Source organism: Bradyrhizobium sp. T-1 (genome assembly GCF_053592855.1).
The window spans coordinates 4,842,229-4,856,568 of sequence record NZ_CM132115.1; the positions used below are offsets into that span (position 1 = coordinate 4,842,229).

At 65.9% G+C, this 14,340-nt stretch carries 10 protein-coding genes; 7 read left to right on the forward strand and 3 right to left on the reverse strand.

Going from position 1 to position 14,340, the window contains the following annotated elements:
* Positions 1 to 91 precede the first annotated feature (91 nt).
* The 6 genes from ACWAT4_RS23555 (at position 92) to ACWAT4_RS23580 (ending at position 8,387) form a co-directional block, all read left to right on the forward strand.
* The gene (locus ACWAT4_RS23555; RefSeq protein ID WP_449728173.1) at positions 92 to 1,480 is read left to right on the forward strand and encodes an SWIM zinc finger family protein; all 1,389 of its coding nucleotides are present in this window, start codon (positions 92 to 94) and stop codon (positions 1,478 to 1,480) included.
* Positions 1,473 to 2,903, forward strand: coding sequence for a DUF5691 domain-containing protein (locus ACWAT4_RS23560; RefSeq protein ID WP_449728174.1), 1,431 nt, complete (start codon positions 1,473 to 1,475; stop codon positions 2,901 to 2,903). The genes ACWAT4_RS23555 and ACWAT4_RS23560 overlap by 8 nt, the downstream gene beginning before the upstream one ends.
* Positions 2,900 to 3,976, forward strand: coding sequence for an ATP-binding protein (locus ACWAT4_RS23565; RefSeq protein WP_449728175.1), 1,077 nt, complete (start codon positions 2,900 to 2,902; stop codon positions 3,974 to 3,976). The genes ACWAT4_RS23560 and ACWAT4_RS23565 overlap by 4 nt, the downstream gene beginning before the upstream one ends.
* 4 nt (positions 3,977 to 3,980) lie before the next feature.
* A complete protein-coding gene (locus ACWAT4_RS23570) occupies positions 3,981 to 6,206 on the forward strand; it encodes a DUF5682 family protein (protein WP_449728176.1) in 2,226 nt (741 codons plus the stop codon).
* Positions 6,203 to 7,384: a VWA domain-containing protein gene (locus ACWAT4_RS23575; protein WP_449728177.1), complete on the forward strand. Its 1,182-nt coding sequence runs from the start codon at positions 6,203 to 6,205 to the stop codon at positions 7,382 to 7,384. The genes ACWAT4_RS23570 and ACWAT4_RS23575 overlap by 4 nt, the downstream gene beginning before the upstream one ends.
* Positions 7,385 to 7,508: 124 nt before the next feature.
* Complete coding sequence (locus tag ACWAT4_RS23580; protein ID WP_212299309.1) at positions 7,509 to 8,387, forward strand: bifunctional helix-turn-helix transcriptional regulator/GNAT family N-acetyltransferase; 879 nt, start codon at positions 7,509 to 7,511, stop codon at positions 8,385 to 8,387.
* 6 nt (positions 8,388 to 8,393) lie between these two features.
* Here ACWAT4_RS23580 and ACWAT4_RS23585 read toward each other — a convergent pair whose 3' ends face one another.
* Both ACWAT4_RS23585 and ACWAT4_RS23590 read right to left on the reverse strand, forming a co-directional pair.
* Positions 8,394 to 9,620, reverse strand: coding sequence for an MFS transporter (locus ACWAT4_RS23585; RefSeq protein ID WP_449728178.1), 1,227 nt, complete (start codon positions 9,618 to 9,620; stop codon positions 8,394 to 8,396).
* Between the two features lie 238 nt (positions 9,621 to 9,858).
* Positions 9,859 to 10,269, reverse strand: a complete 411-nt coding sequence (locus tag ACWAT4_RS23590; protein ID WP_449728179.1) for a hypothetical protein — start codon at positions 10,267 to 10,269, stop codon at positions 9,859 to 9,861.
* A gap of 125 nt (positions 10,270 to 10,394) precedes the next feature.
* Here ACWAT4_RS23590 and ACWAT4_RS23595 point away from each other — a divergent pair, with 125 nt between their 5' ends.
* Positions 10,395 to 10,709 carry a hypothetical protein gene (locus ACWAT4_RS23595; RefSeq protein WP_212427950.1) on the forward strand — a complete coding sequence of 105 codons (315 nt, stop codon included), beginning with the start codon at positions 10,395 to 10,397 and terminating at the stop codon, positions 10,707 to 10,709.
* Positions 10,710 to 10,979: 270 nt separating this feature from the next.
* Here ACWAT4_RS23595 and ACWAT4_RS23600 read toward each other — a convergent pair whose 3' ends face one another.
* Entirely contained in the window at positions 10,980 to 14,318 is a 3,339-nt protein-coding gene (locus tag ACWAT4_RS23600; RefSeq protein WP_449728180.1) for a DEAD/DEAH box helicase, read from the reverse strand.
* Positions 14,319 to 14,340: the final 22 nt, after the last annotated feature.

A 14,340-nucleotide genomic window follows, 5' to 3' on the forward strand; every position in this document is an offset into this window, starting at 1 on the left:
CGCGTGCAGCCGGTCGGCGGCGCGCGGCGACATTGAGCTTTCATCCTGCCCCGATATACTGACCATCCTGGATTCGAATTGGGAAGCCGGCGTGGCGATTGATCTGAAGGCGGTCGAGCAACTCGCTACCGATCAATCCTCTCTCAAGGCGGCTGCCGGCCTTGCCAAGCCGGCCAAATGGTCGAGCGTCGGCAGCAGCCCGGACGGCGCACTGATCTGGGGCGAATGCGCGGGCTCCGGCGCCAATCCCTATCGCGTGATGGCCGACCTCCGCAACCTCGGCAACAAGTGCACCTGTCCGTCGCGCAAATTCCCCTGCAAGCACGTGCTCGGCCTGTTGTGGCTCAATGCAGAAGCCATCGTGCCGTTCGCGCCCGCCGACACGCCAGCCTGGGTCAGCGACTGGCTGGGGCGCCGGCGCGGCACGTCCGCCGCGAAGCCGGCAAGCACCGCCGCTCCGGCCGGTGAGAAGGATGTGCGCGCCGCACGGGCCGTCGAGCCCGAGGTCGTCGAGGATCCGAAGGATGCAGCGCGACGCGAGGCGCAGTCGGCTAAACGAAACGAAGAGACCGAGCGCGCCATCCTCGATGCGCTGGATGCGCTGGAGCAATGGATTGGCGATCAGCTCCGCATGGGATTATCGGGCTTCATCGACGATGCCACAGCGCGATGCCGGCGCATCGCGGCACGTCTGGTCGACGGCAAGGCCGCGGTGCTGGCCGGACGGATCGACGAACTGCCGTCCCGTCTGCTCGCGCTGGCCGCGGGCGATCGGCCTAGCGGCGCGGTCGTCGAACTCGGCAAGCTGGTGCTGCTTGCGCGCGCCTTCCGCGCCACGCCGCGCGATGCCGAGATCCGCCGCGTCGTCGCGACGACCGAGACACGCGAGACAGTGCTGGCCGATCCGCAGGCGTTGCGCGTGAACGCGCAATGGGAGGTGCTCGCCGAGCAGGTGCAGACGCGGCGCGACGGCCTGGTATCGCAAACCACGTGGCTGCTCAATCTCGCTGCAAGCGGTCCGCGCTTCGCGATGCTGCTCGACTTTTTTCCCGCAAGCGCCGGACGGCGCGGTTCGGTGTTTGCGCCCGGCGAGCGCTTTCAGGGCGAGCTCGTCTTTTATCCGTCGCAACAGCCACTCCGCGCCCTGCTCGTCCGGCGTGACGCCGCCGAGGCGATGCTTAACTCCGAATGGCCCGCGCCTGATATGGCGCTGGGCGAAGCGTTGACACGCCCTCTGCTCGCAGAACCCTGGATCGTCGAGATTCCCCTGCTGCTGCCTCGGGGGCGGATCGCACGAGACGATTCAGGGGGCACATGGTGGCGAGCAGCCGACGGCACGGCCACGCTGCCGGTCACAGGCAACGCGGAGGGCTTGCTGGCCGGCACGGAGCTGATGCGCACCGCCGCGATCTGGTCGGGCAACAGGCTCGCGATCCTTGCCGCACAGTCCCCTTGGGGACGGATCGGCGGCCATGACTGAAACCGCCGGTGCCGAAACGATCTTCGAGGCGATGGGCGCAGTCGTGACGCGCTGGACCATGGGCTCGACCGCCGCCCCTGTCGCGTCCTTCTGGCGCACCGAGCTCGGCGACGATCCCGTCGAGGCCGAGTTGCGACTACTCGCGCTGTCGGGCCAGTTCCTCGGCGCGATCGTGACGGCCGAACCGCCGCCTGTGCTGCGCGTGCTACCCGACATTCCAACGCTCGGACTGCCGACCGTGCACGAGGCATTGCGACCGTTGGTGCGGCGGATCCTTGCGACGAGCAAGGACGGAGCTTCCAGAACCGAATTCATCCACTTCCTCGCCGCGCGCGGCTGGACGACACATCCCGCCGACTGGATACCGGACGCAAGCGACGAGGACGCGCCCGATATCTATGCCGCGTGGCGCGACTGGAGCGCATCCACCGCATCCGGCGAGACGACCCGGCGACAGGCCGGCGACCAGCTCACAGCAGAAAACTGGGAGGACTTTTGGCCGGCCGCACGCAAGGCCGCGTTGATCGCACTGAGGCGGCGCGATCCGTCGGCGGCGCGCGCGCTGCTCGAAGCAAGGCTCGGCAGCGAGAGCGCCGATGCGCGGTTGCGCCTGTTGTCCCTGCTGTCGGAGCGGTTGTCCGGTGATGACGTTGCCTTTCTCGAAGGTCTGGCGGCGAACGATCGCGCACCGAAGGTGAAAGCGCTCGCAACATCCATGCTGGCGCGCCTCGGCCATGGTCCCGCCGCAGGAGAAGATATCGCGGAGCTCGCCGGCTACTTCTCGGTCAAGACGAAGGGGCTGCTGCGTCGCTCCCGCGTGGTCCAGATCGAGACTCCGAAGACACCGGCGCAGTGGCAGCGCCGAAAAGCCCTGCTCGACGGCACCGATCTGATGTCGTTCTCGGGCGCGCTCGGCTTTGGCCCGCAGGATTTGATCGATGCCTGGGACTGGAACGTGGACCCCGCGGCCGACACCGGGCTGATCAAATTGATTTTGGAGACCGGCACCGACGCCCAGCTTGCGCAGGCAGCCGGGATCGTCAGCGAGCACGACGCGACCGGTCTCATCGTGGCGCTCGCACCGCGCCTTACACCCGCCGACCGAGCCAGGTTTGCGTCGGCTGGCCTGCGCGCGCACGGCATCGGCTTCGACATGGCACAGGTGATCGCCGGCGCGGCCGCGCGCCTGGACGATCTGCTGTCGGCGCCCGCCGGCGCCAAGCTACTGGCCGAGCTTCGGCGCGACGACGCGAAGCCGTCGGACCATGTTGCAGAATTTCAGGCTCTGGGCCTGCTCGCCTCGCGCACGGCGGCGCAGCAGACCTTGCAGCGCCTGACGGCTGCGGGCCTGCTGCAAGGCGACCCGCGCCTCGACATGCTGCGGCTCAACGCCGCGTTGGACGATAATGGAGAGAAACCATGAGCGAGAAACTGCGGTTGCCCGCCGAGGACAGCTTTGCGGCCGAGCTGAAGGCACTCGCGGCAGGCGACGGCCATCGCCCGCCCGGCTGGGCCCTCTCGCCGCGTCAGGTCGTGACCTATCTGATGGGCGGCAAGGCAGTCGATGGCACGGTGGTCACGCCGAAATATGTCGGCGACAAACGACTGATCGAGACAGCGGTCGCGACGCTTGCGACCGATCGCGCGCTGCTGCTGCTCGGCGTGCCCGGCACGGCGAAATCGTGGGTCTCCGAGCATCTTGCCGCCGGCATCACCGGCGACTCCACGCTCGTGATCCAGTGCACGGCCGGGACCGACGAGAACCAGATCCGCTACGGCTGGAACTATGCCCAGCTGCTCGCCCACGGACCGAGCCGTGACGCGCTGGTCGCAACACCGCTGATGCGCGCGATGGAGGGCGGCAAGCTCTGCCGCTTCGAGGAGCTGACGCGCATGGGCAGCGACGTGCAGGATACCCTGATCACCGTGCTGTCCGAGAAGATGATGCCGATCCCGGAGCTCAACACCGCGGTCTATGCGCAGCGCGGCTTCAACATCATCGCGACCGCCAACAATCGCGACAAAGGTGTCAACGAACTATCCTCCGCGCTCAAGCGCCGCTTCAACGTCGTCGTCCTGCCACTGCCCGACAGCGCCGAGGAGGAAGTGTCGATCGTCGTCAAGCGTGTCAGCGAAATGGCGCAGAACCTCGATCTTCCAGCACCAAAGAACGTGGCCGACGAAGTGGCGCGGGTGGTCGCGATCTTCCGCGAGCTCCGCTCGGGCTCGACCGAGGACGGCAAGGTCGCGCTAAAATCTCCCTCCGGCGGTCTCTCGACCGCCGAGGCGATCGCAGTGATGGTCGGCGGCATCAGCCAGGCGACCTTCTTCAACGAAGGCAAGCTGACCCCGGAAACGCTCGCCAGCAACATGATCGGCGCAGTGGTGAAGGACCCCGTGCAGGACACGGCCGTGCTCGGCGAATATCTCGAGACCGTGCTGAAGAAGAAGCGCGGCTTCGAAGGCTACTATGCTTCGCTGACCGATCTGATTTGACATCATGGCCGGCGACATCCATCTGTTCGGTATCCGGCATCATGGGCCGGGATCGGCGCGGCGGCTGGTGGAAGCGCTCGATGCGCTGATGCCGATCATGGTGTTGATCGAAGGGCCGTCGGATGCATCCGAGCTGCTGCCCATGCTCGCCGACCCCGAGATGGTGACGCCGGTGGCGCTGCTCACCTATGCCGAAGACAATCCGGCCAATGCGAGCTTCTTTCCCTTTGCCGAGTATTCGCCGGAATATCAGGCCACACGCTGGGCGGTGCGCCACGGCGCAGCATCGCGATTCATCGACTTGCCGGCATCCGACCGGCTCGGCGTCGCTGCGAGCGAGATCGCGGAAGAGATCGCGACGAAGGCCGACGACGATCCCATCAGCTATGATCCGATCGGGGCGCTCGCGACCGCCGCCGGTTATGACGACGGCGAATCCTGGTGGTCCGACGTCATCGAGGAAAATCCCGCATCGGGGCCGGTTTTCACTGCCGTTGCCGATGCGATGACGGCACTGCGCGCCGAGGCAAAGCTGCTCACCGCCCGCGAGGCTGCGCGCGAAGCCCATATGCGGATCGAGATCGCCAAGGCAGCGAAGGAGTGCGATGGTGCGATCGCCGTGGTCTGCGGCGCCTGGCATGTGCCGGCGCTCGCGGAGCGTCGCAGCCTTGCGGCCGACCGCGAATTGCTCAAGGGCCGGCCGAAGGCAAAGATCAAGGCCACATGGGCGCCGTGGACTGCCCCGCGCCTGGCACGCGCGAGCGGCTATGGCGCAGGCGTCGTCGCGCCCGGCTGGTGCGCGCATCTCTGGGAGACGCGCGAGGGCGATCGCGCCGCGCTTTGGCTCGCCAAGGTGACGCGTGTGCTGCGCGAGCGCGGTCATTTCGTCTCGACCGCCTCGGTAATCGAGGCGCAACGTCTCGGCGTGGCGCTCGCGGCACTGCGCGAGCGGCCCTCGCCCGGCTTCGAGGAGTTGCGCGAAGCGGCGATCGCCTGCCTCTGCAACGGCGAGCGCGCGATGTGGAACGATGTCGCCGCCGAGTTGCTGGTCGGTGCGGGCGTCGGATCGATTCCGTCGGCGACGCCGCTGGCGCCGCTGCTGGAAGACCTTCAGCGCCAGCAGAAGGCGACGCGGCTGAAGCCGGAAGCGCTCGAACGGCCGCTGACGCTCGATTTGCGCAGCGAGAGCGGGTTGATGCGTTCGACGCTGCTGCACCGGCTCAACGCGCTCGACGTGCCCTGGGGACGCCTGACGGATGCGGGCCGCAGCCGTGGAACGTTCCGCGAGAACTGGCAATTGCGCTGGGAGCCGGAATTCGCGGTGCGGCTGGTCGAGAACCTGCTCTATGGCTCGACCATCATGGAAGCTGCCGCCAGCCGCCTGATCGAGGCAATGGGCAAGGAGACCGAGCTCGGCGCGCTGGCGGGCCTCGTGCGCGACGCCATGATCGCCGATCTGCCGCGCGCCACCGAATCCGGCATCGCTGCGCTCGAGACCAAGGCGGCTCTCACCAGCGACGGTCAAGCTCTGCTCGACGCGATACCGCCGATGGCCGACATCCTGCGCTATGGCGAGGCGCGCGCCGGCACCGTTGAGCATCTGGCGGCCTTGATGCCCCGGATCGTCGTGCAGGCCGCACTCGCTTTGCCCTACGCCGCGCGCAATCTGGATGTGCCGGCGGCCGCCAAGCTGCGCGGTGCGATCCTCGCCGGTGATTCCGCGATCCAGCTTGCCCAGCTCGAAACCGAAATCGTCGCCAAATGGCGCGAGGCGCTGACGGCCCTGCTGCACGACGATCAGACCACAATGCTGATCGCCGGCACCGCAGCGCGGCTGCTCTACGAGGCCGAGTTGTTGGCCGTCGATCAGACGTCCAACCTGTTGGCGCGGATGCTGTCGCCGGGCACGCCGGTTGCCGCGGCAGCGGGTTTCTTCGAGGGCTTCTTTGAGGGTGCGGGCCAGCGCCTGATTCACGATGCGGCATTGCGCGGCGCCGTGGATGGCTGGCTACTGTCACTCGACGATGAGGCCTTTACCGCCAGCCTGCCGCTGTTCCGCCGTGTCTTCTCGGCCTTGGACCGGAACGAGCGCAGGCGGCTGATGGACGCGTTGTTTGCGCGGAACGCCGGTGGCGCGAAGGGATATCGGCTCATCCCGGATGCCGCCGCCATCTGGCCGCAGCACGAGGCGCGCGTGATCGCGCTGCTCAATGCCGGAGTCCCCCGATGAGCGAGACCGACGAGCGCAATCGCCGCTGGACGCTGGCCCTCGGCGTTGACGCAGAGGATGAGGAAGGCGCCACCGCACTGTCCGACAGCGACCGCCGCATGTCCGCGGCCTTGACGGCACTATACGGCAATGGCGACGACGCGCCGAAGAAGGGGCGCGGCGGTCTCGGCGGCTCGGCACCGCGTGTCGCGAAGTGGCTTGGCGACATCAGGGAGTTCTTCCCTGCCCCCGTGGTTCAGGTGATCCAGAAAGACGCCTTCGAGCGCAAGGGGTTGCGCCAGATGCTGCTCGAGCCCGAATTCCTCGCAACCGTCGAAGCCGACGTAAACCTGATCGCCGATCTGGTCGCACTGCGCGGCGTGATGCCGGAGAAGACCAAGGATACCGCGCGGATCGTGATCGCCAAGGTGGTGGCCGAGCTGATGGAGCGGCTCGAGCGGCGCACAACGGACGCAGTCCGCGGCGCGCTGAACCGCTCGCTGCGGACCAACCGCCCGCGCTTTGCCGACATCGACTGGCCGCGCACCATCAAGGCCAATCTGCGCCACTATCAGCCGGAGCATCGCACCGTGGTGCCGGAACGGTTGATCGGCTTCCTGCGCCAGCAGCGTCGCATCGTCGATCTCGAGGAAGTCATTCTGTGCGTCGACCAGTCTGGATCGATGGCGACGTCCGTCGTCTACGCCTCGATCTTTGCGGCGGTGATGGCCTCGCTTCCTGTTGTCGCGACCAAGCTCGTCTGTTTCGACACCGCGATCGTGGACCTGACCGAGGAGCTCGCCGATCCCGTCGAGGTGCTGTTCGGCGTCCAGCTCGGCGGTGGCACCGACATCAACAGCGCCGTCGCCTATTGCGAGGACCGCATCGAGCGGCCCTCAAAGGCGCATCTGATCCTGATCACCGATCTCTATGAAGGCGGCAATGCGGATGCGCTGGTCGACCGGCTGGCCCGACTGGTAACGCGCGGGATCAATGTGATCGTGCTTCTGGCCCTGACCGACACCGGCCGCCCCTCCTACGACACCGAGCTATCGGCAAGGGTTGCGAGCCTCGGCATCCCCGTCTTTGCCTGCACCCCGGACCAGTTTCCCGATCTGATGGCAACCGCGCTGAAGCGCGAGGACGTCGCCGATTGGGCCGCCGACCAGGATATCAAGCTGATCCGGCCCGAAGCCTGAATGCCTTGAATCCGACGAGAGCTTCGCCTCGCCGAAGATACGGCCGATCCAGTCGAGGAAGACACGTCAGCTGGCGGTTTTGGAGGCGATTGACGACGACCTTATATCTGACTAGAGTCAGACAATGCTCGATCCGGTCTCCCGCGTCCGCCGTTTCAACCGTGCCGTGACCTCCGCCGTCGGCGCACTCGATACCTCCTTCCTCGGGCGCGGCCGGCCGCTTGGGGCGGCGCGCGTGCTCAATGCAATCGGACACGGACGCTCCGACGTAGGCGAGATCCGCGACTATCTCGGCCTCGATTCCGGTCTGATGAGCCGGCTGTTGCGCAGCCTGGAGGACGAAGGCCTGATCGAGACGCAAGCTCATGAAGATGATGCGCGGCGCCGCGTTGCGAGCCTGACACGCACGGGCAAGCGCGAATTCGCCGCCTATGAAGCGCTATCGAACACGCAAGCCGAAAGCTTCCTCGCCCGCAACTCGCAAGCCGAGGCGCTGCTCGCGGCGATGGACCTGATCGCCTCCGCGCTGACGCGCGAGCGGATCGCGCTCGGCGACATGGATCCGCGCAGCGACGAGGCGCGCTATTGCCTCGGTGAATATTACGCCGAGCTCGGCCGCCGCTTCAAACAGGGTTTTGACGTCTCGCTGTCACGCGACCCTGACGCCAAGGACATGCGCCGCCCGCGCGGCAGCTTCATCGTGGCGATGTCGGACGCGCTGCCGATCGGCTGCGTCGGGTTGAAAGGAACCGACCACGGCTATGCCGAGATCAAGCGGCTGTGGGTCGCGCCGTCCGCCCGCGGATTGGGGCTCGGCAAGCGCCTGATGGACGCCGCCGAGGATGCCGCGCGCATGCTCGGCATTGCGCTCTTGCGGCTCGACACCAACAGCGCGCTGCCGGAGGCCGGCCGGCTCTATCGCACCACCGGCTGGCGCGAGATTCCCCGCTTCAACGACGACCCCTACCCGGATCTGTTCTTCGAGAAGCAGATCCGGGCGTAGACCTCGTCATGCCGCCACCGGCGCCGGCGCAGGCTCGGTTTGCGGCTTCGGGAACGGGCGGAACGTCATCGCCATCAGGAACGCACCGACACCCATCGCCCAGGAGCCGATATAGAGCCAGGCGTAGCTGGAGAACGCGTCGTAGATCAGGCCGCCGGCGAGCGGACCGGTCGCCATGCCGAGGCTGCCGGCCATCGCCGTGCCGCCGATCACGGTGCCCATCATCTTGAGTGGAAAGTTTTCGCGGATGATCACGGCATAGAGCGGCATGGTGCCGGCATAGATGAAGCCGAACACCGTCGCGACCATGTAGAAGGTCGTGAGCTGATGGGCGAAGACATAGGCGAGCGCACCGAAGGCTTGCGCGAGCAGCCCCGAGACCAGCACGCGCTTGGCGCCCAGGCGATCGCCCATCAGGCCGAAGGCGATGCGGCCGCCGAGGCCGGCCAGTCCCTCGACGCTGTAGATCGTCACTGCGGAGATCAGCGGGATGCCGCAGCTCACGGCATAGCTGACGGTATGGATGATCGGGCCGGAATGGGTGGCGCAGCAGAAGAAATTGGTGGCGAGCAGGATCAGGAATTGCGGTGAGCGCAATGCCTCGCCCACCGTCATCTCGGATTGCGGACCGCTCGGACCCGCGGCCGCGACCGGCGAATGCGCCAGCGCCGGCGGGCGGCGGACCAGGAGCGCGACCGGGATCATGATGACGGCGACCACCAGCGCCACGATCTGCATCGCGGTGCGCCAGTCATGGTTGGAAACCAGCCAGGCCGCGAACGGCGCCATCGTCATCGGCGCCACGCCCATGCCGGCCGACACCAGCGACACCGCGAGGCCCCGATGAGTGTCGAACCACCCGGTGACGGTCGCCATCATCGGCGCGAAGATCGCGGCGCAGGACGCGCCAACCAGCAGGCCAAACACGACCTGGAACACGATCAGCGAGGTCGCGTGGCTCGCCGCGAACAGGCTGAGCGCCAGCACGGTCGATCCCGTCAGCACCACCGGCAGCGGGCCGAACTTATCCGTCAGCGTGCCCCAGGCCATGCTGGTGAAGGCCATCGCCAGGAAGCCGATCGTCATCGCGCTGGAGATCCCGGTCACCGACCAGCCGGTGTCCTTGGCGATCGGTTGCAGGAACACCGGCAGCGAAAACATGCCGCCGATCGCAACGCAGCCGAGCAAGCCGCCGGCGGCGACGATCACCCAGCGATAAGAGGAAGAAGTCATCCTTGTCTCCCGTCAGGTCTGTCTCAAGTGGAAGACGAATGGGAACAGGGCTGGCCGACAAGTGTCCGGTCATTTTTGTCACATGCTTTCCGTCTGCCAACAAGAAAGTCGGAAAACAACCCCATGCACAGTAGCCGGGCGCAGCCGGATCAATGACTTACGAGGTGGATGACGGGAGGCCAGGAGCGGTCGCGCAAGGAGCCGATCCACGACGCCTCACCAAGCGCTCGCGGTGAGCTCAATCGCCACCTTGACGTCGACGCCGCACGCCGGATCGGATTTGGGGTACGCCGTCCGCCGCTGAGGAAACAAAGCGATTTCGCCCATCGGTCCCTGAGAGGGCGTTCATCGTGGCCTCGATCAGGAACGCTTCAATCACGTCCGCTGGAACTGACGATTTTGCATCGACCCACCAGGCGAGAACCTGGACCAGGGCCCCGGTCACATAGTGGCTAGCTGCATCGCCTCGCCAATCGGTGTAACGGAACCGCGCCAGATCCTCCGCGACGAGCTCATGAACCATCATCCGGAAGCGCGCTTGCACGACGATGCCGCTCCGTCGGCCGACGATAGCGCGGAACAGCCGTCGCTGCTCCTGGATGTGATCGATCAGGCCACGCGCGAACGGGAGCATCTTGACGTCGCGCATCCAAACCACTCAATCGGGCCGCCTTCGTGTGCTTCTCATTTTCGGTTGGCTCCAAGTTCGGCACGATCCTCGGGGTCGCTTCAGGGATGGATGGTCGATACCTCCTGGCCTACTCGGCGTTGCTCATGGCCTCGATGCTGTTTTGGTCGGTCGCGTTCCTGCATCGCCCCGCGATTCCAAAGACGCTGGGGGCGATCGGCGTCGGCGCCAGCCTGGCTACGATATTGATCGTGGTGGTCGGCCACGTTGTGATCGGCGTCGCCGCGCTGTTCGGACTGCAATCCTTGCTTGGCGCGTCGGCCGGCGCAGCGTCGAACGACCTGACCTTCGTGAACTTCGTCGAGCGACTGTTTGCAGCCTGGTCCGGCGTCGCCGCCTGGTTGCTCTGGCGTGGATACACCAGCGACGGAGCTTCCCGGCTATCCGAGGATGAGCATTGAGCAACCGCGGCAAGACACGGCAGGATGGCTTCATCTCCCGGGTCTGGACACGCAGGATCGCGGCCTCCGGCTCACGGCTGGTCCCGCGCTTCCTCTACGGTCCGCTTCAGGGCCGGAAGGGTCATTCGCCAATAGAACGCGACATGCTTTGCTCCGGAGTCCTCGCCGATCTCCCAGTCGTGCCATCTGGAAGACAAATGGGAACGGCGAAAGCAGACAGCGCCCCGATTTTTTCGGCACGCACCGGCGCGCCTGCCACTCTGCGCCGGGCTACGCGTCGAATAGCGCCTTCACATCGCTCTCCGTGAAGGCCGACGCGATCCCACCGTCGCGGTCGAACAGGCCATCGGCGAGCGCGCGCTTTCTGGCTTTGAGCTCGTCCATCTTTTCCTCGATCGTCCCGGTGGCCACCAGCCTGTAAACGAAGACGGCCTTGTCCTGCCCGATGCGATAGGCCCGGTCGATCGCCTGTTCCTCGACAGCGGGGTTCCACCAGGGATCGAAAATGATGACGGTATCGGCGGCGGTGAGGTTGAGGCCGACGCCGCCCGCCTTCAGGCTGACCAGGAAGATCTCGGCCGTGCCGCCCTGAAAGGCTTCAATCGCCGCCTTTCGATCCTTGGTCTGACCGGTGAGCACACTATAGCGCAAGCCTCCCGTGTCGAAGCGCTTGCGGATCAGATCGAGCATCGAGGTGAATTGCGAGAAGATGATGATCTTGCGTCCTTCGCTCAGAAGTTCGCCCACCATGTCGATCAGGCGATCGAGCTTGGCTGACGGCCGCTCGACCCCATCGTCCAGTTTCAGCAACGCCGGATCGCAACAGGCCTGGCGCATCCGGAGCAGAGCCTCGAGCACCACGATGTGGCTCTTGGCAAGGCCGCGCTTTGCGATGGCCTCGCGAACCTTCCGCGACATCGCGAGCCGTATCGAATCGTAGAGATCGCGCTGCGGCCCTTCCAGCGCGATGCTCTCCACCATTTCGCTTTTGGCAGGCAGCTCGGTCGCCACCTCCGTCTTGGTACGCCGCAACAAGAAGGGCTTGACACGCCGTGCCAGCGCCGCGGTCCGCACCGTGTCGGCACGCTTTTCGATCGGCGTGCGCCACTGACGCGAAAATGCCGCCTTGTCCCCGAGATAGCCGGGGTTGACGAAGCTCATGATCGACCAGAGTTCGCCGAGATGATTTTCCATCGGCGTGCCCGTGAGACAGAAGCGATGCTGCGCCTTCGTCTCGCGCAGCCATCGCGTGGTGGCGGCATCGGGATTCTTGACCGTCTGCGCCTCGTCCAGCACGGCCATATGCCACTCGCGCGCCAGCACGACTTCGCGGTCCCTCGCGATCAAGGGATAGGTGGTGAGGACCAGATCGTGCTCTGCGATGGCAGGAAACTTGAGCTTGCGATCTGCGCCGTGCAGCACGAGGACTTTCAGATCCGGCGCAAACTTCTGCGCTTCGACAAACCAATTCGTCATCAGGCTGGTCGGCGCGACGACCAGCACGGGATTGGCGAGGTGACCTCGCGCTTTCTCCAGCGCCATCAAGGCCAGGATCTGGACGGTCTTGCCCAGCCCCATGTCGTCGGCGAGAATCCCGCCCAACCCGCTTTCTCGGAGCAGATCCAGCCATGCCACGCCTTGCGCCTGATAGGGCCGGAGCGTGGCGCGAAAGGTCGGCGGCAATTCCGGCGCGGTCAACCCTCGCGCCTGAAGCAAGCCCGCGAGGCGGCGAAGACTGTCAGCCCCCTGAAAGGCGAAGCGCTCATTCTCGACGCCGAGCAGCGGAACGACGTCCGCGCGCGACAGTCTGATCTTTCCGGAGGCGTCCGCGAAAGCGCCGCTCATGTGCAGGCCATGCAGCGCCAGCACGAGCGGCAGGAAGCGATCGGCAGCCAGTGCGACGTGCCGGCCGTCGGCGAGCGGCAGAAGGAAACGATCGCCCTTGTCCGCGAGTTGAGTCAGCAACGCGGGAGTGAAGCCAGGCGCCGAAACCAGTGCTGCCAGGAGCGGCGCGAGATCGCGTCGCTCGCCGTCGATCTCGATGCCGAGCGCCAGTTCGAACCAGTCGATGCCGCTGGACTCCAGGGCCGCGTCGAAATCGCCCGACGATTCCGCGAGCCGGAACGGAAAATCGTCGTCAATCAGGATCTCGAAACCATCCGATCGCAGTTGCTCGGCGTGCAACGCGAGAAAATCGAACCAGCCGCGCTGGTCGCTCAGCGTCAAATCCGCAGCATGGCGGTAGTCGAGCGTCGGAAGCGCCGACCTCGCATCGATGAGACCGACGTCGGCGAGGCGCTTGCGCGCCTGTCTTTCCTTCCCTTGGCGGCGTGTGATCGCATAGACCTGCCCGCCTTGAAACAGTTCCAGCCGGCTCGCACGCTGGGTCGTGTCGATCTCGAACCCGGCGTAGCGGAAGCCGAGGCTGGCCACACCGGTGGGGCCGGGCTGCTCACGCCTGCTGTGATAGTAATAGTAACTTGCGCCGACATGTCCGAGCTTCAGCCGCAGCACGGGACGCGGATCCTCGTCGATCGGCACCGCAGCCACCGGCGGCACCGGCAGCAGGCCGTGGTGAAGCTCGGGCAGCCTCTGGCTCAGGCGGCGCGACACCTCTTCGAGCTGCGCGCGGGGAATGGATGGTGCAGCCAGGAACTGGCAGGCGAGCCGAGGCGGCAGGCCGAGTTGCACCGGCCCGATCACACCGCTGGCTTCGTCGACATAGACCGGCGGTTCGGCATTCAACGCGATCGCCCCCGATACGATGAGATGTGGCGCAACGCCCTTGCCGTGCCCCGGGCGCCATTCGATCCGGCCTTCACGCGTTTCGCCCCAGCTCAGCGGCGCCCGCTTGTGGTCAAGCCAGAATGCGCGACCCGTCGCGACAATCCGGCGCAATAGCTCTTCCGGATGCGGCCCCTGCGTATGGTAGTTGCGCAAACGGCCGGATATCTCCGTCATAATGTCGACGTCGACGTCCCGAAAATATTTTGGCGCCCGTTCCGGCTTGAAGTCGTAAGGACTGGGACTACTGTAGTTGTCGGCATACGCTCCACCCTTGCGCAACTGGACCGATCGTAGGGAAATCTCAAGATAGGGCATCGGGTCGTCCGACGGGTCCAGGCAATACAGCAATCGCGGACTCTCGTCCGCAGCGTAATCGCTGCTCCGCGCCGCACGGCCGACCGTGTCGATCCAGGTGGTGACCTCAAAGCCCAGAACCGGCGGCGTCGACGGCGCTTGCACCTTCCCAGGCTTGGCTGCCTGCGGAGGTGGCACGGAGGCCAACTCCGACGGCTCCTTGTCGCTCAGTGCTTCGAGCAAGGTCGCAGCGACATGCTTGCAATTGAAGGCCATCGAACAACTGCAATCACCGTCAATGTCGGTGAGCCCGCCGTGGTCGAACTCCAGCTGGATGTCGACGCGATATTTCCTGGACTCGCTGCCTCGCACCTGGGAGCTGACGTAGGTCAGGTCATCGCTGACATTCACCGCCGAGACGCGGCCCTGCGCCTGATAGGCGTGCGCCTTCTCCATCGCCGAGCGGCTGAAGTAACTGTAGATTTCCTTGCGCTTGAGAACGTCCGAGAGCACTTGCAGCGATTCCACGACCCAGATTGCCTGGGTTGTA